Source organism: Actinoplanes sp. NPDC089786 (genome assembly GCF_040684855.1).
Taxonomy (GTDB): Bacteria; Actinomycetota; Actinomycetes; order Mycobacteriales; family Micromonosporaceae; genus Actinoplanes.
The window spans coordinates 2,094,051-2,114,617 of record NZ_JBFBGU010000001.1; the positions used below are offsets into that span (position 1 = coordinate 2,094,051).

The following is a 20,567-nucleotide window of genomic DNA, read 5'->3' on the forward strand; positions in this document are numbered from 1 at the left end:
GAGTGTGACCGTGCGGATCGACGACGTCGACAGCGGTGCCAAGCCGGTCCTCAACCAGCTCGCCGCCCCGGTGACCACGGTCAAGGAGGGTGTGACAACCACCGCCGGCTTCACGATCCAGCTCAACCGCCCGGCCTCCGAAGATGTCGACGTCAAGGTGACGGTCACCGACGGCAGCGCCACCCACGGCGTCAGCGGAGCGGGTAAGGACGACTTCGAGGTGCCCACCAGCCCGGTCACGGTGCACGCGGGCGACACCTCGGTGGTGGTCCCGATCACGGTGAAGAACGATGGTGTGTTCGAGCAGACGGAGACGGCGACGGTGGGTATCGAGCTGGCTCCGGGGGAGGCCGACGCGGTGAACGCGCCGCAGCCGGTGTCCGCGACTCTGACCATCGTCGATGATGACCCTGAGCCGACGGTGGTGCTGAACACGGTGAACGGCGCTGAGGGCAGCACGGTGCCGGTGACGGGCACGATGACTGGTGTCACGCAGGACCCGATCGCGATCACGCTGGCGGCGGCCGGTGCTGTCGACAGCGGTAGCCACCAGGCGGATCCGCAGGACTTCACCGCGACGTTCACCGCGACCAACCTGCCCGGCGGCGCGTTCAGCAACCCGATCGCGTTGGGTTCGATCGTGCTGGAGAACGACACGGTCGACGAGTACGACCAGACGGTCAAGGTCACCCTCACCGGCCTGACCACCACTCCCACCCCGGCCTGGGTGACCATCGCGGACGCCGCCGGTGACAAGGCGCCGACCGTGGTGCCGGCCGGAGCCCAGGTGAACGAGGATGTCGGTTCCGCTGCGGTGCCGGTGACCCTCGACTTCGGGCAGAACGGCAACCAGGCTCAGACCACCGAGCGGAAGATCACCGCGTCGTACGCCACGGCGGACGGGACTGCCAAGCAGCCGGGTGACTACCTGACCGCGGCCGGCACGGTCGAGTTCAATCCGGGTGACACCGGCAAGTCGATCCCGGTGACGATCAAGACCGACGGCGTGTACGAGCTGAGCGAGACCTTCGCGGTGAACCTGTCCAGCCCGTCGCCGGGTGACGCGCCGATCGCTCCGATGAGTGTGACCGTGCGGATCGACGACGTCGACAGCGGTGCCAAGCCGGTCCTCAACCAGCTCGCCGCCCCGGTGACCACGGTCAAGGAGGGTGTGACAACCACCGCCGGCTTCACGATCCAGCTCGACCGCCCGGCCTCCGAGGACGTCGACGTCACGGTGACCGTCACTGATGGCACGGCCACGCATCAGTCCAACGTGCCCGGCAAGAACGACTTCGAGGCGCCGGCCGTACCGGTGACGATCCTGGCCGGCGCCAGCTCGGCCGTCGTCCCGATCACCATCAACAACGACGACGTCTACGAGCTCACCGAGACCGCCACGGTCAAGGTGGTGGTCGCCGCCGGTGAGCTGGACGCCGTCGACGCACCGTCGCCGGTGACCGCCACCCTGTCCATCGAGGACGACGACGCGGCGCCGGTGATCACGGCCCTGAGTGGCGTCAGTTCCGCCGCCGAGGGCAATGCTTCGGTCGCGGTGCAGGGTGCGATGACCGGTGTGGCGCAGGATGCGTACCCGATCACCGTCACGGCGGTCGGTGCGGCCAACCTGTCCGGCAGCGATCCCGCGGAGCCCGGCGACTTCACCAAGACCGGTCTGGTGACCACCCTGCCGGCCGGTCTGCACGGCCCCGTGGTCCCGCTCGGCACGATCAGCCTCCTGAACGACAAGGCCGACGAGTGGGACGAGACGATCCGTGTCTCGCTCACCGGCGCCGGCACGCCGGCCCCGTCCTGGCTGACCATCACCGACGACCCGGACGACCTGCCGCCGACGGTGGGTATCGACAGCCCGGCCCAGCCCGCCGGCGAGAACGCGGGCCCGGCGCTGGTGCCGGTGACCCTCGACTTCACCGACAGCGAGGACGCCGACTCGACCCAGAAGACGGTCACGGTCAAGTACGCCACGGCGAACGGCACCGCCCACGCGCCGGGTGACTACACCGCCGCCGTGACCAACGCGAGCGTCTCGTTCCCGGCGGGGACCACCGCGAAGAACATCTCCGTGCCGATCATCAACGACCTGATCTTCGAGCGGACCGAGGACTTCACGGTGACCATCACCGAACCGGGCCCGACCGGGGTGGCGCTCGGCGCCGACGTCGCCACGGTCACGATCGACGACGACGACAGCACTCGCAAGCCGACCTTCTCGATCTCCGACGCGTCGTTCGCCGAGGGCTCGTCCGGGAACGCGAACTTCACGATCACCCTGTCGTCGATCACCACCCAGCCGGTCGCCTTCGACGTGTCGGTCAACGACGGAACCGCGACGCACGGCGTGAACGTGCCCGGTCCCGGGCAGAACGACTTCACCGAACCAGCCACCACGGTGACCGTGCCGGCCGGCTCGGCGACGGTGTCCATCCCGGTGCCGGTCGCCAACGACAGCGCCTACGAGGGCGACGAGGAGGCGACGCTGACCGTGTCGCCGGTCACCGGTGAGAGCGATGTGGCCGGGCAGTCCGACTCCGGTGACCTGACCATCACCGACAACGATGCCCGGCCGACGATCGAGCTGACCGGGTCGTCCGGCAGCGAGGGCACCGATCTGCAGATCCGCGCCACCGTCACCGGCGTCGCACAGCGGGATCTACCGTTCGATGTGGCCTTCGACGCGGACAGCTCGGCCGAGGTCAACCCGGCTGAGAGCGAGGACTACACCGACAACGAGGTCTCCGGGGTGATTCCGGGCGGCTACTACCCGGTCAAGCCGCTCACCCTGGGCACGGTGACGCTGAACCAGGACGAGATCGACGAGCCGGCCGAGTTCTTCCGGATCAGGGCCACCGACACGGCCGACGCGGACGTGTCAGTGTCCGCCAACTACCGGATCAACGACGACCCGAACGACCTGCCGCCGACCGTCGCGATCGACGACACCACGACGATCGACGAGGATGTCGAAACGGTGGACGTGCACGTCAAGCTCAACTTCGACAGCGACGCGACGTCGACCGAGCAGACTCTGTCGGTCGGCTGGAAGACCGCTGACGGAACGGCCAGGGCGGGCTACGACTACCTGTCGAGGACCGGCGTGCTGACCTTCGAGCCGGGCGTCACCGACCTGAGCGCCAACGTGCCGATCGTCAACGACACCGTGGACGAGCCGTCGCAGAGCTTCTCCGTCACCCTGCTCAACGCGTTGCCGAAGGGCGTCGGGATCGATCAGGACACAGGTCAGGTCCAGATCAACGAGAACGACAACGAGGCGGATCCGACGCTGACCGCCCCGCCGAGCCGGGCGGGCACGGGCGCCATCCCGATCACCGGCAAGGCGAGGGAAGGCGCGCAGGTGCGGATCTACGCCGCGGCCGCGTCCACCCCGACGAAGTGGTTCCTCGCGGACACCGCCACGGCCAACGTGTACGGCATCTACGTCGCGTCGGTGCCGTTCGACATGGGCTACTACCTGCAGGCCCGGGTGGGCAGCGCCACCTCGGAGGCAGTGCTGGTGCGGGTGACCCAGGTGCCCGTCCTGACCGCGACGTCCACCACGGCCGGGGTGGTCAACCTGACCGTGGCCGGTAACCCGAAGCAGGCCGGCCTCGGGGTCACCATCCAGCGGAAGAACGCCAACGGAACCTGGTCGAACGTGATCACCGGCACGACCGCCGGGACCGCCAAGACCTTCGCCTACGCGCTGAAGGGCCAGAAGTCCGGGACCACGATCACGTTCCGGGCGACGATCGCGGCCAACGCCACGTGGGGCACGCTCCTCGGCACCTCGGTGGAGAAGCCGGTCCGCGTGCGCTGATCTACCGGTAACAAAACCGGGGGCGGCCGATCGGCCGCCCCCGGTTCCTTTCTGTCTCCCGGTGTCAGTCGACCTCGGCCGTGGCCTGGGCGAACTGGGCCGAGTAGAGCCGGGCGTACGCGCCGCCGGCCGCCATCAACTCGTCGTGCGTGCCCTGCTCGACGATCGCGCCGGAGTCCATCACCAGGATCACGTCGGCGTCGCGGATGGTCGACAGCCGGTGCGCGATGACGAAGCTGGTCCGGCCCGCCCGCAGCGAGTTCATCGCCCGCTGGATCAGCACCTCGGTGCGGGTGTCGACCGAGCTGGTCGCCTCGTCCAGGATCAGGATGCTCGGCTCGGCCAGGAAGGCCCGGGCGATGGTGATCAGCTGCTTCTGCCCGGCGCTGACGTTGGAGCCCTCCTCGTCGATCACCGTGTCGTAGCCGTCCGGCAGCATCCGCACGAACGAGTCGACATGCGCCGCCTCGGCCGCCCGCTGCACGTCCTCGAGCACGAACGAGTCCGCCCCGTACGCGATGTTCTCGGCGATCGTGCCGCCGAACAGCCAGGTGTCCTGGAGCACCATGCCCATGTGCTCGCGAAGCTGCTCGCGCGGCATGCTCGCGATGTCCACCCCGTCCAGGGTGATCCGCCCGCCGGTCACGTCGTAGAACCGCATCAGCAGGTTGACCAGCGTGGTCTTGCCGGCGCCGGTCGGGCCGACGATGGCCACCGTCTGCCCCGGCTCGGCGGTCAGCGAGAGACCGTCGATCAGCGGGGTGTCCGGCGCGTACCGGAACGAGACGTCCTCGAAGGCAACGCGGCCGCGTACCGGAGGCATCTCGACGTGCGCCGGGTCGGTCGACTGCTCGTCCGAATCGAGCAGCTCGAACACCCGCTCGGCCGACGCCACACCGGACTGCACCAGGTTGGCCATGCTCGCCACCTGGGTGAGTGGCTGGCTGAACTGCCGCGAGTACTGGATGAAGGCCTGCACGTCGCCCAGCGACAGCGAGCCGGTCGCCACCCGCAGGCCGCCGACCACGGCCACCAGCACGTAGTTCAGGTTGCCGATGAACATCATGGCCGGCTGGATCAGTCCCGACACGAACTGCGCGCGGAAGCTGGACGCGTACAGGCCGTCGTTGTGCTCCTTGAAGGTCTGCACCGCCTCGTGCTGCCGGCCGAAGACCTTCACCAGCGAGTGCCCGGTGAACATCTCCTCGATGTGCCCGTTCAGCTTGCCCGTGGTCGCCCACTGCTTGACGAACTGCGGCTGCGACCGCTTGCCGATCTGGGTGGTCACCCAGATCGAGACGGGTACGGTGACCAGCGCGATCAACGCCAGCAGGGGCGAGATCCAGAACATCATGGCCAGTACGCCGATGATCGTCAGCAACGCCGTGATCAGCTGCGCGAAGGTCTGCTGGAGCGTCTGCGCGATGTTGTCGGTGTCGTTGGTGGCCCGGCTCAGGACCTCGCCGCGGGCCTGCTTGTCGAAGTAGGACAGCGGCAGCCGGGACAGCTTGTTCGACACGTCCTGCCGGAGCCGGAAGACCACCAGCTGCACCAGGGTGGCGACGAGCCGGCCCTGGAACGCGGCGAAGACCGACGCGAACACGTAGACCAGCGCCACCCAGGCCAGGATGTGCATCAGCCGGTCGAAGTCGATGCCCTGCCCCGGCACGAAGTCGATGCCGGACAGCAGGTCGGCCCGGTTGGTCTCGCCCCGGGCGCGCAGGTTGTCGACCGCCTGCTGCTTGGTCACGCCGGCCGGGATCATCTTGCCGACGACGCCGGAGAACACGATGTCGGTGGCCTTGCCGAGCAGGCGCGGGCCGAGCACGGTCAGGAAGACGCTGGTGATCCCCAGCGCCAGGACCGCGGCGGCCATGCCCCGATGGGGTTTGAGCAGGCCGAGCAGGCGCAGCAGCGATCCTCGGAAGTCCTTGAGCTTCTCGGTCGGCTGACCGCCGGCCATCATCATCCGCCCGGGCCCGCCGATCGGCGGCCCAGCGGGCCTGCGATTAGGAGCGGTCACGCTGTGCCTCCAAAACCTGAGAAGAACAAGGACGCGATCATGAACTCGCTCCGCTCGCTCATGCCGCGGCCTCCTGCTCAGTAAGCTGGGACAACACGATTTCGCGGTACGTCTCGTTGGTGTCCATCAGGTCGGAGTGGGTGCCTTCGCCGACCACGCGGCCGTCGTCGAGCACGATGATCCGGTCGGCGTCGCGGATCGTGCTGACCCGCTGGGCCACGATCACCACAGTGGCGTCGGCGGTCTGCTCGGCCAGGGCCGCCCGCAGCGCCGCGTCGGTCGCGTAGTCGAGCGCCGAGAACGAGTCGTCGAAGAGGTAGATCTCCGGCTTGTGCACCAGCACCCGGGCGATCGCCAGGCGTTGCCGCTGGCCGCCGGAGACGTTGGTGCCGCCCTGCGCGATCGGCGCGTCGAGCTGCCCGTCCATCCGCTCGACGAAGTCGCGGGCCTGCGCCACCTCGAGCGCCGCCCACAGGTCGTCGTCGGTGGCGTCCGGGTTGCCGTACCGCAGATTGGAAGCCACCGTCCCGGTGAACAGGTAGGGCCGCTGCGGGACCAGGCCGACCACCCGGGACAGCAGCCCCGGGTCGAGCTCGCGCACGTCCATGTCGTCGACCAGCACCGTGCCGCCGGTGGCGTCGAACAGCCGCGGCACCAGGTTGAGCAGCGTGGTCTTCCCGGAGCCGGTGCTGCCGATCACCGCGGTCACCTCGCCGGGGTGGGCGGCCAGCGAAACGCCGCAGAGCACCGGGGACTCGGCGCCGGGGTAGTGGAATTCGACCCCGCGCAACTCCAGCTCACCGTGCAGGTTCAGGCTGGTGATCGGCTTCGCCGCGATGCGTACGGAGGACTCGGTGTCGAGCACCTCCTCGATCCGCTCGGCGCACACCTCGGCCCGCGGGATCATCACGAACATGAAGGTGGCCATCATGATCGACATGAGGATCTGCATCAGGTAGCTGAGGAAGGCGGTCAGCGCGCCGATCTGCATGTCGCCGCTGTCGATCCGGCCCGCGCCGAACCACAGCACGGCCACACTGGACAGGTTCACCACCAGCAGGACGACCGGGAACATCAGCGCCATCAGCTTGCCGACCCGCAGCGCCACGTCGGTCACCTCGGCGTTGGCGTCGTGGTAGCGCTGCTGCTCACGATCGTCGCGGACGAACGCGCGGATCACCCGGATGCCGGTGATCTGCTCGCGCATCACCCGGTTGATGTTGTCGATCTTCACCTGGAGAGTGCGGAACAGCGGCCGCATGGCCCGGATGATCAGGCCGACCAGCAGGATCAGGATCGGCACGATGACCAGGATCAGCCCGGACAGCGGCACGTCCTGGTGCAGCGCCAGCAGGATGCCGCCGAGGCACATGATCGGCGCCGACACCATCAGCGTGAAGGTCAGCAGCACCAGCATCTGGACCTGCTGCACGTCGTTGGTGGTCCGGGTGATCAGCGACGGCGCGCCGAACTGGCCGACCTCGCGGGCCGAGAACTCCTGCACCCGGTCGAAGATGGCGCCGCGGATGTCGCGGCCCACCGCCATCGCCGTGCGGGCGCCGAAGTAGACGGCCACGATCTGCGCCGCGATCTGCAGCAGGGTGATGCCGAGCATCTCGCCGCCGACCATCATCACGTAGCCGGTGTCGCCGTTGACCACGCCGTTGTCGATGATGTCGGCGAACATGGTCGGCAGGTAGAGCGTCGCCAGTGTCTGCACCAGCTGGAAGGCAACCACCAGCCAGATGTCTCTGCGGTACGGCCGCAGATGTGTCCGTAGGAGCTTGAGCAGCACTACTGTTCCCCGTTCCCGATGATGGGTACGACCAAGGAGCCGACCTGGCTGACCAGGAGGCCGTCGAGCAGGAGCGAGACCAGTTCGTCGGCCCGGAAGTTGTCCGGGTCGGCGTACGGGCCGAAGATGTTGGCGCCGGTGAACATCAGCACCATCCGGGCCGTCTCACCGGGCGACCGGCGTAGCTCGCCGGCGTCCGGTTCGATCAGCTCGGTGACCGCCGCGTGCAGCCGCTCACGCACCTGGTGCATCTGGGCGTGCGCCTGCTCGGCGTGATCGGTGGCCATCGCGAGCATCCGGGCCGCCTGGAGCAGCCGGGCGCTGCCCACCGACCGTTCGTGCACGATCTCGGTCGCCTGGATCAGCCGCTCGCGCAGGCTCAGCGACCGGTCGATGGCGGCCAGCCGGTCGAGCGCGGGCTGCGGGTCGACGGCCCGCAGCAGCGCGGCCACGATGAGCGAGTTCTTGTCCTTGAAGACGCCGAAGATGGTGCCCTCGGCGACGCCGGCGGCGGCCGCGATCTGTTTGGTGCTGACATCCGTCCCGTGCTCATGCAGCAGCGGGACGCACGCCTCGATGAGCGCGGCCCGGCGTTCTTCGGGCGCCAGCGCGGGCACGCGCCGACGGCGGTTCTCGTTCACGCTGACACTCTAATGAGCGAGCACTCACTCAGCCACTGACATTTGTCATGGGTCTACTTATTTTTACTTCAAGTCCGATTCTCTTGACACCATGTATAGAATATTTGACATGGGAGCGGAAGAGAGACGGGTCTGGATCCTCGGCGGCGTCGCGGTCGTGGGCTATGCGGCCTACTGGATCGTGGTCGCGGCCGGCGCGAACTACCGGGTCGCCATGCTGTGGACGGTCGGCGCCGCCATCCTGGCCGGCATCGCCGGACACATCGCGGCGACGGCCGTCTGGCCCGAGGGCGCGAACGAGAAAGATCAGCGCGACCGCGAGATCGACCGGTTCGGGCAGGCCGTCGGCCAGTCGATGCTGGTCATCGGCGGGGTCGTGGCGCTCGCCCTGTCGCTGGCCGAGACCTCGTACTTCTGGATCGCCAACACGCTCTACCTGGCGTTCGTACTCTCCGCGGTGCTCGGCTCCGTCGCCAAGCTGTTCGCCTACCGCCGGGGGTTCCACCCGTGGTGAAACCGACCCGCATCACCAACTCGATCCGCGCGCTGCGCTTCGCGCACGACGAGATGACCCAGGCCGAACTGGCCAACCGCCTCGGCGTGACCCGGCAGACCGTCATCGCCATCGAGCAGGGCCGCTATTCGCCCTCGCTGGAGGTGGCCTTCCAGATCGCCCGGATCTTCCGGGTGCCGCTCGACGACGTTTTCCAGTATCCCGAGGGGGACGAACCATGATGAAGGCCATCACCCAGCATCGGTACGGCTCGTACGAGGCGCTGACCTGCGAGGAGATCCCGAAGCCGGAGCCCCGGGCGGGCGAGGTGCTGCTGCGCGTGGCCGCGGCCGGCGTCGACCCCGGCCAGTGGCACCTGATGGCCGGGCTGCCGCTGGCCGCGCGCCTGGCGTTCGGCCCGCGGGCGCCGCGAGACAAGGTCCGCGGTCGTGACGTGGCCGGCACCGTCGTCGGCGTCGGCCCAGGGGTGACCGGCCTGGCCGAGGGTGACGAGGTGTTCGGCGTCGCCGACGGTTCGTTCGCCGAGTACGCGGTGGCGTCGGCCAAGCTGGTCGTACCCCGCCCGGCCTCGGTGTCGGCGGAGGTTGCCGCCGCGACCCCCACCTCGGGCTACACGGCTCTGCGGGCCATCGCCAAGACGTCGGTCGGTGCCGGGCAGCGGGCGCTCGTCATCGGCGCGGGCGGCGGCATCGGCACCATGCTGACGCAGATCCTCGCCGCCCGCGGCGTGTCGGTGACCGGCGTGTGCAGCGCGTCCAAGCTCGAGCTGGTGAGTTCGCTCGGCGCCGACTCCGTGATCGACTACCGGGTGGACCCGCTGGGCTCCGGCTACGACGTGGTGTTCGACATCGCCGGCCTGCGAAGCCTGCACGACCTGCGCAAGCTCCTGACCCCGGCCGGCACCCTGGTCCTGATCGGCGGCGAGGACAACGGCCGCTGGCTGGGCGGCGCGACCACCCGGTCGATGCGCGCCAACCTGATGAACATGGTGACCGGCCACCGCCTGCGTCCCGTGCTGGCCCTGGCCAACCGGGCCGACCTCGAGCAGCTCGGGGCCCTGCTCGCCGCCGGCACGCTGACCCCACAGGTAGAAAGAACGTTCGTCCTCTCTGCGACCGCCGAAGCGCTCCGCCTGCTCATGGAGGGCAAGGCCCGGGGCAAGTTCGTCATCACGCCCTGAGCAGACTCGCGATGTCGGTAGCCGCTCCCGGCGTGACGCCCTTGGTTACCAACTAGTCGGTCGGTTGGCGCTGCCCCCTTCCTACCAACTAGTCGGTCGGTTGGGGACCCTTCCTACCAACTAGTTGGTCGGTTGGGCTGACCGGGGGGGCTCAGCGCCTGATGGCTGCCAGGCCGCGATCAGTTCCAGACGGCGGCGTGCTGGGCGCTGCCCACGTTGATCCAGCCGGCCAGCTGGTCGCGCCGGTTGACGGCGGTGACGGCGGCGGCCGGGTCACCCAGGACGGTACGGCCGTCGCGCCGGAGGAAGACGCGGCCCTGGGTGATGCCGGCGATCCGGCCCGGCGCGGTGATGCCGCTGACCGTGCCGGCGAACTCCTTGCGGACACCGTTCCGCCAGGTGAACCAGCCGCCGCCGGTGATCCACCCGACGACCTGGCCGTGCTCGTCGGCCCCGACGGCGCCACCCGGTCCCAGGTCGGTCAGCCGGCCGCGCTGCCAGAGGAACGCGTGCGAGACGCCGGCGGCGACTGTGCTCGTACCTACGATCTGCCCGCCCTCGGTGATGTCGGCCGGCACCGATTCGGTGCCACCTAGCGTGCCCAGGTCGGCCAGCCGGCCACGGTCCCAGACGAAGCCGCGCCGCCCGCCGCGGGTGTAGTGGACGCCGATCACCTGGGTGCGCTCGTTGAGGCCGGTGGCGCTGCGGGCGCCGCCGAGGTCGGTCACGACGCCGTGCCGCCAGAGGAAGGCGCGGGTTCCTCCGGTGAGCGTCTGGTTGTCGCCGACGATCGCGCCCCGGTCGTTGATCGCCAGCGCGATGCCCTGACCGCGGCCGTCGATCGTGGCCAGGGCGAGCGGCCGCCCCTGCCGCCACAGGCATGGCCGGACGTCGATCGCCGCGGACTGGCAGAACCCGGCGACCTCGCCTCGTTCGTTGATGTCCCGCGCCAGCGCCCCGATGCCGCCGGGCGGCGGCCGGAGCGCGGTGACCTTCCCGGCCCGCCAGACGAAGGCGCGCGGCGGCTGGATCTCCGAGCCCACCACCGTCGTCGCCGTGATGATCGCCTCGCCGGGTCCGTTCAGATCGGACACCCAGCTGTTGTCGAACCCGGCCGGATGGACATCCTTGACCGCAAGCGGCCGCGCCGCCCCGCCGCCCGGCGCAACGCGCGCCGTATCCGTGAGCGCCGCGCTGCCCGGTGCACCGCGCGCCGTATCCGTGAGCGCCGCGCTGCCCGGCGCAACGCGCGCCGCATCCGCGGGCGCCCCGCCGCCCGACGCGACGGCGACGAGCAGGACGCAGGCGGCCTTCGTCAATCCCTTGACCATGATCGTCATACCTGCCCAACGAGCGGCCGGGCCGTCGCGCGACGGCGGCGAGGCGGCACGTCGAGGTTCAGGCCGACCCGGCGTGGCTCAGCCGGGCGGCGATCGACGCGGGTGGGCCGCGCAAACGGGCGGACGCGGGTGGGCCACGCCATCGGGCCGGGGAACGATGGCGGCCGGTGGTGGTGAGCGTGCGGTTCACGCGGTGACCGGGCGGCGCCGGCCGCCGCGATGGCGATGGGCGTGGTGCTGATTCTGGAACGAGGCGGCGCGCTCAGTCCCAGGCCGCGCCGAGGGTGGTGAGCTGGTCGGCGTACTCGATACGGGTCGCCCAGGCGGCCGGCCAGGCGGCCATGCCCTGTGCGGCGCCGAGGAAGGCGCCGGCCAGGCAGGCGATCGAGTCGGAGTCGCCGGCCGTGGCGGCGCCGCGGGCCAGGGCCGCGACCGGGTCGTCGGCGTGGCGGATGGCGCACAGCAGGGCGGTGGCCAGGGCCTCCTCGGCGATCCAGCCCTCGCCGGTGACGCGGCACGCGTCGTCGCCGTCGTCGGGGCGGCTCAGCGCGAGGTCGAGGCGGTCGAGGGCGTGCAGGCACTCGTCCCAGCCGCGGCTGATGAAGCCGGCCGGCGTCTCGACGCCGGGCTGCTGCCACAGCGGGCCGAGCCACGCCTCCCGGTAGACCTCACGCTGCTCGTGACACCGCTCCCGGAGCAGGGCCGGCAGGTCGGGGACGGCGGCGCCGTCGCGGAGGACCCGGATGGTGAACGCGGTCAGTTCGGAGGCGGCCAGCGCGGTCGGGTGCCCGTGGGTCATGGCCGCCTGGAGCTGGGCGACCCCGGCCAGCGCGTCGTCGTCGTAGGCGGCGACCAGCCCGACCGGCGCGACCCGCATGTTGGCGCCGCACCCCTTGGAGCCGGTCACCGTGGCCTCGACCCACGGCTTGCCGAGCGCCAGGTCGCCGCAGGCGCGCAGGCAGGTCATGCCGGGCGCCCGGTTGTTGTCGGGGCTCATCGCCCAGGCCAGGAACTCCTGGCGCAGCAAGGGTTCCAGGGTCTCGGCGGTCGGCGCCGGCGCGGCCAGCAGCGCCCGGCCGACGGCGATCGTCATCTGCGTGTCGTCGGTGACGAGCGCGGGGTCGCCGGTGAGCTCGCGGGGCCCGTCCGGCCCGTACCGCGACCGGATGTCGGCGTAGGTCATGAACTCGGTCGGCTTGCCCAGCGCGTCGCCGTACGCCAGCCCGAACAGACTTCCCGAAGCGCGCCCCGTCACGGGTGTCACATTACGGTGCGGCGGCTCGTCCCCCTTGCATGTATGTCGCCATCACCGTCGTTGTCGCGGTCTTCGCCGGGATCGCCGCCGTCAGTTATCTCGCCGGGCACGCCTATCCGCGGGCGCAGCTGGACATGAAACGGCTGCCGCACTCGTGGATGCCGATGCTGGGCGGGTTGCTCGCGGCCGGGTCGCTCGGGCTGCTCGCCGGGTTGGTCATCCCGGTCCTGGGCGTGGTCGCCGCCGGTGGGCTGGTGCTCTACTTCGCCGGCGCCCTCGTCGCGCATCTGCGGGTGGGCTCGGTCAAGCTGGCCGGCTGGGGGGTGTTCTTCGTCTCGTCCATCGCGGCGCTGGGCGTCAGCCTGGCCCGCTTCTGAGAAGGACAGGCAATAGACTCGCGGACGGTGGACAGGGACGGGTGCGGCTGCGAGGTGTGCGCTGACGTGCGTGGGCCGACGGACGAGACCGCGGCCATCGTGCGGCAGCACGGCTGGTGTGCCCTCCGGGTGGCCGGCGGGGACGTTGAGTTCGCGTACACCGTCGGTTTATGGCATTCGTTCCGGTTGCCGGAGATCGCGATGTTCGGGCTGGACGGCGACGCCATGCAGTCGTGGCTCAACCGGTGTGCCGACATCGTGCGCACCGCCGGCTGGCCGGCCGAGGGCGTGCCGTTCCCGGGCGTCATCGACGAGGTCGAGGTGCAGCTGCGGCCGATCGACGAGTCGTGGCGGGAGGCCTTCTTCGGCACGGCCCGCCAGTTCTACCGGGGCCGCGCGGTGCCGGTGTGGCAGCTGGTCTGGCCGGACGAGACCGGCCGGTGGGCGTGGGACGAGGGGTCGAGCGACGGCTCCCGGGTCCACCAGCCGCGGGCCTGGCTCCCGGTGACCGAGCATCCCGTGGGCCGATGGCGGCTGACGGCCGAGTTCCTGAGTGGCCTCGGCGCCATGCGCCCGCAGTGACGCGAAAGGCCGGCCACGGTGACCGGGCCGGCCCTCCACATCGAAGAACAACTACGGGGTGTACGCCCGGACGGTCGAGCCGCTTGTCGTGTAGAGCCGGCCGCCGGTGGCGATGACGTTGTCGGTCAGCATGCCGTAGGCGGCCCCCGAGACGACCGGCTTGCCGGTGGGCGGGGACAGGATCTGGAGCTTCTTGCCGGACAGCACGTAGAGCAGGCCGCCCGCGCGGATCAGGTTGTTCGGGTTCGGCATGGCCCGGGTCCAGTAGAGCTTGCCGGTCGCGGCGTTGTAGGCGTTGACCCGGTTGGCCGAGGCCACGAAGACCCGCTTGCCGTCCGAGACGAGCGCACCGGACTCCTTCTTCACCGTCCATGCGGCCTTCAGCGTCTTGGCGTCGAAGGCGCCCATGGCCGAGGTGTTGTAGAGGTAGAACTGGTCACCGGCCGGGTTCGCGGCGGCCACGTTCCAGACGCCGCCACCGGCCAGCCCGCCGCCGGTCTTGATGTCGGCCACCTGGACCTGGGGCACGACCATGTCGCGCAGCACGATCCGGCCGTTGGCCGACACCGGGCCGGCCAGGACGTAGTTGATCCGCTGCCACAGGCGCTTGCCGTCGGAGATGCGGAACGCGGTCACGCCGTACTTCTCGCCGTCGCAGATGCCGCAGAAGCCGGACACCACGAAGACGCCGGCGTCGGCGACCGAGCTGGTGATGCTGTAGCCCTGGAGCGCGTCCCAGACCATCTTGCCGGTGTTCGGGTTGATGGCCACCACGTTGGTGTCGTAGTTGCTGTTCGAGAAGCAGTTGACCTCGGTGGCCAGGACCAGGCCGCCGGCCACCGCGATGTGGTTGGCGTCGAGGTAGGCCGGGCCGGCGTTCCACAGCCTCTTGCCGGTCGTGTTGTCGTAGCCGGAGACCGTGCCGTTGTCCAGGAGGAACATCTTCCCGTTCTGGACCAGCGGCGGCTGCGGCTTCGGCTCGCAGCCCTCGGGCAGAAGCGAGGCCTTCACGGTCCAGCGCTGCTCGAGCGTGGCGATGGTCCCGGTGTTGATCACCGATTCGGACGGGTTGTATCCGGTGCGGCCGGGGCCGTAGCCGTCCTGGGTCCACAGGTCGGGACCGGCCGCCTGGGCGGGCGCGGCCGCGGCGAGTGCGGCCAGCACGCACGCGGCAACGAGAGAGTTCCTGAGTCGCATGCGCGAATGAAACCGCACTCCATGCGACAAAAGCCGCGAAAGGGCGAAAACTCAGCCGTTCAGCCGACCGCTTCCAGGCGAGGCGGGGCCAGGCGCACCCGCTGGGAGATCCGCAGCCACACCACGAAGCCCCAGATGACGAACGCGGCGTAGAACGCGTACAGCAGGGCCGAGGGGTAATACCCGAAGTGCAGCAGCTCTGGCACCCCGACCAGATCGACCGCGATCCAGCAGAGCCAGAACTCGACCCAGCCACGGGCCATCGCGTAGGTGGCCAGCATGGACCCGACGAAGATCCAGGAGTCGGCCAGGTAGTACCACCACGGGACCGGGAAGCCGGCGCCGATCGCCCGGAAGGTGAAGAAGCAGGCCACCACCGCGACCAGGGCCACGCCGAGCAGCGCCACCCGCTGCCGGGCGCTCGCCCAGCGCGGGGTGACCGCCACCCCGTCGGCGACCCGCCGGTTCTGCCGCCAGCGCCACCAGCCGTAGACGCTCGCGATCAGGAAGAACACCTGGCGGGAGGCCTGGCCGTAGAGCGGGGTGCCCTGGTCGTTGCCGACCGCCTGGCCCATGAACACGGTGAACAGCAGCACGTTGCCGACGATGCCCACCGGCCAGGCCCAGACCTGGCGCCGGAGCCCGAACAGCGCCGAGCCGAGACCGAACGCGTTGCCGACGATCTCGCGCCAGTAGATCGACTGCGTGTCGGTGACCTGCCAGGTCGCGTGGTAGAAGGCGTCGAGCCAGTCCATGAGCGGAAGTCTGCACCGCGCTCGATCAACCCGCCACGAGTTATCGGCCACACGTCACCTCGACTACCCGCGGCTGACGTTGCCCTAGGCTCCGCAGTGTGTTCGTGACCGATCTGGGCGAGGGGGCGCGGCTGCGCCCCCTCGAGCCGTGGCAGGCTCCGGAGTTCCTGGAGCACATCGACCGCGCCCGCGACTACGTGGACCCGTGGATCCCCTGGACCTCCCGCAGCACCGACCTCGCCTCGGCCCGCGCGGTCCTCCAGCGCTACGCCGACCAGCAGGCCCAGGACAAGGCCCGGCTCTACGGCATCTGGCTGGACGGCACCCTGGTCGGCGGCGTCATGCTGATCAACATCGACGCCGACGGCGGCCAGTTCGACGTGGGCTGCTGGCTCGAGCCGGCCGGCGCCGGACGTGGCCTGGTCACCCGGGCCGCGGCCCGGCTGCTCGACTACGGCTTCACCGAGCGCGGCTGGCACCGGGCGAACTGGAAGTGCCGCCCCGACAACGAGGCGAGCCGCGCGGTCGCCCGGCGCCTGGGCATGCGGCTGGAGGGCACCCTCCGCGAGGACTTCCCGCACCTGGGCCGGCGCCACGACACCGAGATCTGGGCGATCCTGGCGCGCGAGTGGACGTCAACGGCTCAGCTCGCGCGGGAGAAGCGCGGCGCCCGATGAGCTGGCGGGGCAGGGCGGTGGTCGCGGCCGTGGCGGTGCTGACCGGGTTCGCCGGGTCGGCGCTGGCCGTGCGGGTCAGTGGCTACCCGGGACCGCCCGAGCAGGTGGCCGCCGTGGCCGCGGTGTCCTCATCGGTCGGCCGGGCGCCGTCCGCCACCACCGGGCCGACCGTCCACTGTTCCTTCTGGTGCCTCGATCCGGCCGTCCCGGTCGAGGGCGTCGTCTCCTACGATTCGCCGCCGGACCGCACGGACGTGACCACCGTGACCTTCACCTCGCCGGGCCCGTCCGGCCCGCCGGGTACCTCCGGCGCGCTGGACACCAGCCCGCGGGCCGGCCTCACCCTGGCGCTGGCCGACGAGCCCGGCAACGGCGCCGCGTTCTCGGTGATCGTGGCCAAGAGCCTGAGCGTTCCCGCCGTGGTCCTGGCCGTGGCCGGCCTGCTGATCGGCGGCGCGGCCGGCGGTCTGGCCAGCCACCGTCTGCTCCGCCGTCACCGCCGCCACAGCCGCGGCCGCCGGGCGATCACCGAGGTCCTCATCTCGATCACGGCGGCGGCCGCAGCCGGCTACGCGGCCCTGACCGTCATGCTGATCGCCAACAACACGGCCACCGGCCGCTGGCGGCCCACCGACGTGCAGACCGCCGAGTTCATCCTGACCGCGTTCTGGCCCGCGACCCTGGCCGCCGTGGTGGCCGGCGCGCTGGCCGTGCTGTCGGTGCTGGTGCGGGCGCGCCCTACCGGCTAACCCTCGTCCGGCTCGGTGAGGCGCACGGTCACGACCACCCGGCCGCGATCGTCCTGCCGCGCGAGCGCGTGGCCCGCCCGGTCGGCGTCGTCGAGCCGGAGGGTGAGCGGCCCGCCCTCGCCAAGGAAGTTCCGCCACCACGATTTTGCGCCCGGCAGCCGCACGTCGATCGCCACCCCGCCGTCGACCCGCCGATAGGCGACCGGCGTGCTGAACGTCTGGCCCGACCGCCGGCCGGTGTACGAGATGACGGTCATCCGCCGCCGGACCAGCTTCCCGACCCGGGGCGAGGCCTGCCATCGCACCGCGCACGCGTTGAACCGCGCCACGCCACGTTTCACCAGCTCATTCTCGGTACGCATAGGAGGACCGTAGCCCGCCTCACCGCGCGGTGACCGGAAGCGGAACGCGGGTCGGCGAAGTGCTCCACTTCCGTCCGGCGCCGCCGTGAAACCGGCCCGAAACGTAAAAACTTTTATTGACCTCAGTCAATGTCTTCCCTTTGATCGTTGAACCTTCCATGATGTCCGAATCGAGGAAGTTTCACCTTCTCTGTGGGGAGACTAGCTTGAAATCGGCTCTCGCCCTGGTCGGCATCACCCTGCTGACCGGCACCAGTCTCGTGGTCACCGCCGCGAGCGCGTCCGCTGCTCCGCCCGCGCCGACACCGCCGTCGCTGCAGGCCGCCGCCGACACCGCCCTCAAGACGCACACCGCGGCCGTCCGTGGGTCCACCAAGGACGCCTACGCCGTCTACAGCAGCAAGACCGACAGCACCGGCCTCGGTGTCACCCGCTACACCCGCACCTACAACGGCCTCCGGGTGTACGGCGGCGACCTGATCATCCGCACCACAAAGGACGGTGGCTTCGCCGGCTCCTCGGTCGGCCTGGCCGCCCCGCTGTCGCTCGACACCTCCCCGGCGTACGCGCAGAGCAAGGCCCGCAAGGCGGCCACCGCCGGCTTCAAGGGCAAGGTGACGTCGACCGGCAAGCCCGAGCTGTTCGTCGACGCGAGCAGCGGCACCGGCCGGCTGGCCTGGGAGACCGTGGTGACGGGCTGGGCGCCGGACGGTCAGACCCCGTCCAAGCTGCACGTCATCGTGGACGCCGGGACCGGCGCGGCGATCGGCTCGTACGACGAGATCGAGCAGGTCGTCGGCAGCGGCACCGGCATCTACACCGGCACCGTGGACGTGGACGCGACGCAGTCCGGTTCGTCGTACTCGCTGGTCGACCCCTCGCGCGGCAGCGGCCGTACCTGCGACATGGGTAACCGCACCTCGGGCACCTGCGCCACCTTCACCGACGCCGACAACGTGTGGGGGACCGGCGCCAACAGCGACCGGGCCTCCGCCGCGGTGGACGCGCACTACGGCGCGGCCACGACGTTCGACTACTTCACCAACGTGCACGGCCGCAACGGCATCTTCGGCAACGGCACCGGCGTGCCGTCCCGGGTGCACTACGGCAGCGCGTACGTGAACGCCTTCTGGGACGGCGCCCAGATGACCTACGGCGACGGTGAGGGCAACGCCCGCCCGCTGGTGGCGATCGACGTGGCCGGCCACGAGATGTCGCACGGCGTCACCGAGAACGTGGTGCCGGGCGGCCTGACCTACTCCGGCGAGTCCGGCGGTCTCAACGAGGCCACCAGCGACATCTTCGGCAACATGGTCGAGTTCTACGCGGACAACGCCACCGACCCGGGTGACTACGACATCGGCGAGAAGATCGACATCTTCGGTACGGGCGAGCCGCTGCGCTACATGTACAACCCGACGCTGGACGGCGCCTCGCACAGCTGCTGGTCGACCTCGACCCGGAGCGTCGACGTGCACTACTCCTCGGGTGTGGCCAACCACTTCTTCTTCAACCTGGCCGAGGGCAGCGGCGAGACCGAGTACGGCACCTCACCGCTGTGCGGCGCCGCGTCCCCGGTGACCGGCATCGGCCGGGACAAGGCGGAGAAGATCTGGTTCCGGGCGCTGGACACGTACTTCGTCTCCAACACCGCCTACGTCAACACCACCACCCCGGCCAACACCGCCCGGGCCTACTCGCTCTCCGCGGCGACCGACCTCTACGGCCTGTGCAGCCCCGAGTTCAAGGCCGTGCAGTCGGCGTGGAACTCGGTCAACGTGGCCGGGACCGACAACGACGACTGTGTGGCCAACAACTTCAGCGCCGCCGCCTCGCCGACGTCGCTGTCCGTCGACCCGGGCGACTCGGCCACCACCACGCTGAGCACCACGGTGGTCGCCGGTGAGGCCGAGGAGGTCACCTTCTCGGCGACCGGGCTGCCGGCCGGCGTCTCGGTGGCGTTCGACCCGGCGTCGGTCACGGCGGGCGGCGAGACCACGGCCACGATCAGCACGACGGACGCGGTCGGCTCGGGCAGCTACCCGCTCACGCTGGTCGCCACGTCGCCGTCGGTCGCGCGTACGGTCACGGTGACCTTGACCGTGAACGGTCTGCCCGGCTGCGACAGCAGCACGGTGGCCAACCTGCCGATCGGCGACAACACCACGATCGAGAGCACAATCGTGATCAGCGGCTGCGAGGCCACGCCGTCGACGGTGAGCACGGTGACCGTGGACATCGACCACACCTGGATCGGTGACCTCGTCGTCTCCCTGATCGCGCCCGACGGCACCGCCTACGTCCTGCACAACCGTGAGGGCGGCAGCGCCGACAACATCAAGAAGACGTTCCCGCCGATCAACCTGAGCGGCGAGACCGCGAACGGCGCCTGGAAGCTGCGGGTGCAGGACGCTGCGGCTCAGGACACCGGCAAGCTCAACAGCTGGGGCCTGACGCTCTGACGTGAGACAGCCGGGCCTGACGCTCTGATGCGAGACAGGCGGCCCTGACGTTCTGACGCGAGACAGCAGGGCCTGACGCTCTGACCCGAGCCGGTGCACCCGCCCCTGACGCTAGGGGCGGGTGTACCGGTGTTTGACACCCGCCGGGAACCACGAGGGGCCATCGGCCGGCCGCAGCTCGACCTCGGGCGTAGGCCGGCACCTGTCGGGCCGCGGACCGAAACAGGGCGAGGACGTCCATCAGTGGTATTTGAGCTCGCCCGCGCGGATCTCGGCGGCGACCGTGTTCTCCGGCGGCGCCAGGGGACAGAGCCACTGGTCGTCGTACGCGCAGCTCGGGTTGTAGAGGTAGTTGAAGTCGAGCCGGACGCGGTCGGCGGCGAGCGGGACCACCCCGCGGCCGTGCGTGCCCTTGACCGTGTCGGTCAGATAGCGGCCGCCGCCGTACGACGACGGGCCGCACGTGGCGTCGCGGACCGGGAGGAACAGGCCGCCGCCGTAGGCCGCGTACCACCACAGCGACAGCTCGCCGAACGGTGTGTCGAGGATGCCGACGCGGGTGTAGCGGCACACGCCGTCGGGACCGCCGGTGTCGATCTCGATCTCGCCGTCGGCCGGCTTGACGACCGCCTCGACGACGGCCTCATCGCTGGGCGGGAAGTAGGGCAGACCGTCGAACGCCGACCCACGCGGGATGGGGGACTGCGGGTGGTCGCGGAACAGCGCGTCGCGGGCCGCCCGCCAGCCGAGGACGTCGGTGTCGGCCAGGTACATGCTCGCGACGGCGGCCCGGAAGCCGGCCAGATCCAAAGCGTCCATCCGA

18 protein-coding genes are annotated in these 20,567 nt (G+C 70.3%); 9 read left to right on the forward strand and 9 right to left on the reverse strand.

The features are described 5' to 3' along the window. The first annotated feature begins 10 nt into the window (after positions 1–10). Positions 11–3,835, forward strand: a complete 3,825-nt coding sequence (locus AB0O15_RS10025; RefSeq protein ID WP_364316495.1) for a Calx-beta domain-containing protein — start codon at positions 11–13, stop codon at positions 3,833–3,835. 64 nt (positions 3,836–3,899) lie between these two features. Here the strand turns inward: AB0O15_RS10025 and AB0O15_RS10030 are convergent, their stop codons facing one another. The 3 genes from AB0O15_RS10030 to AB0O15_RS10040 are packed head-to-tail and all read right to left on the reverse strand — an operon-like array spanning position 3,900 to position 8,294. Next, entirely contained in the window at positions 3,900–5,858 is a 1,959-nt protein-coding gene (locus AB0O15_RS10030) for an ABC transporter ATP-binding protein (protein WP_364316498.1), read from the reverse strand. A gap of 58 nt (positions 5,859–5,916) precedes the next feature. After that, positions 5,917–7,653, reverse strand: a complete 1,737-nt coding sequence (locus tag AB0O15_RS10035) for an ABC transporter ATP-binding protein (protein WP_364316501.1) — start codon at positions 7,651–7,653, stop codon at positions 5,917–5,919. Then, entirely contained in the window at positions 7,653–8,294 is a 642-nt protein-coding gene (locus AB0O15_RS10040) for a TetR/AcrR family transcriptional regulator (protein WP_364316504.1), read from the reverse strand. Before AB0O15_RS10040 ends, AB0O15_RS10035 begins: the two co-directional genes overlap by 1 nt. 109 nt (positions 8,295–8,403) lie before the next feature. On the opposite strand from AB0O15_RS10040, the gene AB0O15_RS10045 reads away from it, so the two are divergent. Genes AB0O15_RS10045 through AB0O15_RS10055 form a run of 3 tightly spaced genes read left to right on the forward strand, consistent with a single transcriptional unit; the run spans position 8,404 to position 9,988 of the window. Then, positions 8,404–8,808: a hypothetical protein gene (locus AB0O15_RS10045; RefSeq protein ID WP_364316506.1), complete on the forward strand. Its 405-nt coding sequence runs from the start codon at positions 8,404–8,406 to the stop codon at positions 8,806–8,808. After that, on the forward strand, positions 8,802–9,029 hold the full coding sequence (locus AB0O15_RS10050; RefSeq protein WP_364316509.1) for a helix-turn-helix transcriptional regulator: 228 nt from the start codon (positions 8,802–8,804) through the stop codon (positions 9,027–9,029). Before AB0O15_RS10045 ends, AB0O15_RS10050 begins: the two co-directional genes overlap by 7 nt. Further along, positions 9,026–9,988 carry an NAD(P)-dependent alcohol dehydrogenase gene (locus AB0O15_RS10055; RefSeq protein ID WP_364316510.1) on the forward strand — a complete coding sequence of 321 codons (963 nt, stop codon included), beginning with the start codon at positions 9,026–9,028 and terminating at the stop codon, positions 9,986–9,988. Before AB0O15_RS10050 ends, AB0O15_RS10055 begins: the two co-directional genes overlap by 4 nt. Before the next feature lie 179 nt (positions 9,989–10,167). On the opposite strand, the gene AB0O15_RS10060 is transcribed toward AB0O15_RS10055, so the two are convergent. Beyond that, positions 10,168–11,319, reverse strand: a complete 1,152-nt coding sequence (locus AB0O15_RS10060; RefSeq protein WP_364316513.1) for a hypothetical protein — start codon at positions 11,317–11,319, stop codon at positions 10,168–10,170. Positions 11,320–11,590: 271 nt separating this feature from the next. Then, positions 11,591–12,592 carry an ADP-ribosylglycohydrolase family protein gene (locus AB0O15_RS10065; protein WP_364316516.1) on the reverse strand — a complete coding sequence of 334 codons (1,002 nt, stop codon included), beginning with the start codon at positions 12,590–12,592 and terminating at the stop codon, positions 11,591–11,593. 29 nt (positions 12,593–12,621) lie between these two features. Here AB0O15_RS10065 and AB0O15_RS10070 point away from each other — a divergent pair, with 29 nt between their 5' ends. Both AB0O15_RS10070 and AB0O15_RS10075 read left to right on the forward strand, forming a co-directional pair. After that, positions 12,622–12,960: a DoxX family protein gene (locus tag AB0O15_RS10070; RefSeq protein ID WP_364316518.1), complete on the forward strand. Its 339-nt coding sequence runs from the start codon at positions 12,622–12,624 to the stop codon at positions 12,958–12,960. A gap of 66 nt (positions 12,961–13,026) precedes the next feature. Beyond that, entirely contained in the window at positions 13,027–13,542 is a 516-nt protein-coding gene (locus AB0O15_RS10075; RefSeq protein WP_364316521.1) for a DUF4262 domain-containing protein, read from the forward strand. A 51-nt stretch (positions 13,543–13,593) separates the two neighbouring features. Here AB0O15_RS10075 and AB0O15_RS10080 read toward each other — a convergent pair whose 3' ends face one another. Further along, positions 13,594–14,739 carry a PQQ-binding-like beta-propeller repeat protein gene (locus tag AB0O15_RS10080; protein ID WP_364316523.1) on the reverse strand — a complete coding sequence of 382 codons (1,146 nt, stop codon included), beginning with the start codon at positions 14,737–14,739 and terminating at the stop codon, positions 13,594–13,596. 59 nt (positions 14,740–14,798) lie between these two features. After that, complete coding sequence (locus AB0O15_RS10085; RefSeq protein ID WP_364316526.1) at positions 14,799–15,494, reverse strand: nicotinamide mononucleotide transporter family protein; 696 nt, start codon at positions 15,492–15,494, stop codon at positions 14,799–14,801. A 98-nt stretch (positions 15,495–15,592) separates the two neighbouring features. Here AB0O15_RS10085 and AB0O15_RS10090 point away from each other — a divergent pair, with 98 nt between their 5' ends. Both AB0O15_RS10090 and AB0O15_RS10095 read left to right on the forward strand, forming a co-directional pair. Beyond that, positions 15,593–16,171 (forward strand): GNAT family protein, encoded by a 579-nt coding sequence (locus tag AB0O15_RS10090; protein ID WP_364316528.1) that lies wholly within the window; start codon positions 15,593–15,595, stop codon positions 16,169–16,171. Further along, positions 16,168–16,920 carry a hypothetical protein gene (locus AB0O15_RS10095; RefSeq protein WP_364316531.1) on the forward strand — a complete coding sequence of 251 codons (753 nt, stop codon included), beginning with the start codon at positions 16,168–16,170 and terminating at the stop codon, positions 16,918–16,920. Before AB0O15_RS10090 ends, AB0O15_RS10095 begins: the two co-directional genes overlap by 4 nt. Here the strand turns inward: AB0O15_RS10095 and AB0O15_RS10100 are convergent. Then, positions 16,917–17,282, reverse strand: a complete 366-nt coding sequence (locus AB0O15_RS10100) for a hypothetical protein (RefSeq protein WP_364316534.1) — start codon at positions 17,280–17,282, stop codon at positions 16,917–16,919. The two genes, AB0O15_RS10095 and AB0O15_RS10100, sit on opposite strands and share 4 nt — an antisense overlap. Before the next feature lie 206 nt (positions 17,283–17,488). Here AB0O15_RS10100 and AB0O15_RS10105 point away from each other — a divergent pair, with 206 nt between their 5' ends. After that, entirely contained in the window at positions 17,489–19,744 is a 2,256-nt protein-coding gene (locus tag AB0O15_RS10105) for a M4 family metallopeptidase (RefSeq protein WP_364316536.1), read from the forward strand. Between the two features lie 240 nt (positions 19,745–19,984). On the opposite strand, the gene AB0O15_RS10110 is transcribed toward AB0O15_RS10105, so the two are convergent. Further along, positions 19,985–20,563, reverse strand: coding sequence for a DUF1684 domain-containing protein (locus AB0O15_RS10110; RefSeq protein WP_364316538.1), 579 nt, complete (start codon positions 20,561–20,563; stop codon positions 19,985–19,987). Between the last annotated feature and the right edge of the window lie 4 nt (positions 20,564–20,567).

Bases quoted from the DNA above. Each gene is read 5' to 3' on its own strand.
- AB0O15_RS10045 (WP_364316506.1), top strand. From the start codon at position 8,404: ATGGGAGCGGAAGAGAGACGGGTCTGGATCCTCGGCGGCGTCGCGGTC.
- AB0O15_RS10055 (WP_364316510.1), top strand. From the start codon at position 9,026: ATGATGAAGGCCATCACCCAGCATCGGTACGGCTCGTACGAGGCGCTG.
- AB0O15_RS10060 (WP_364316513.1), bottom strand. From the start codon at position 11,319: ATGGTCAAGGGATTGACGAAGGCCGCCTGCGTCCTGCTCGTCGCCGTC.
- AB0O15_RS10070 (WP_364316518.1), top strand. From the start codon at position 12,622: ATGTATGTCGCCATCACCGTCGTTGTCGCGGTCTTCGCCGGGATCGCC.
- AB0O15_RS10080 (WP_364316523.1), bottom strand. From the start codon at position 14,739: ATGCGACTCAGGAACTCTCTCGTTGCCGCGTGCGTGCTGGCCGCACTC.
- AB0O15_RS10085 (WP_364316526.1), bottom strand. From the start codon at position 15,494: ATGGACTGGCTCGACGCCTTCTACCACGCGACCTGGCAGGTCACCGAC.
- AB0O15_RS10095 (WP_364316531.1), top strand. From the start codon at position 16,168: ATGAGCTGGCGGGGCAGGGCGGTGGTCGCGGCCGTGGCGGTGCTGACC.
- AB0O15_RS10100 (WP_364316534.1), bottom strand. From the start codon at position 17,282: ATGCGTACCGAGAATGAGCTGGTGAAACGTGGCGTGGCGCGGTTCAAC.
- AB0O15_RS10110 (WP_364316538.1), bottom strand. From the start codon at position 20,563: ATGGACGCTTTGGATCTGGCCGGCTTCCGGGCCGCCGTCGCGAGCATG.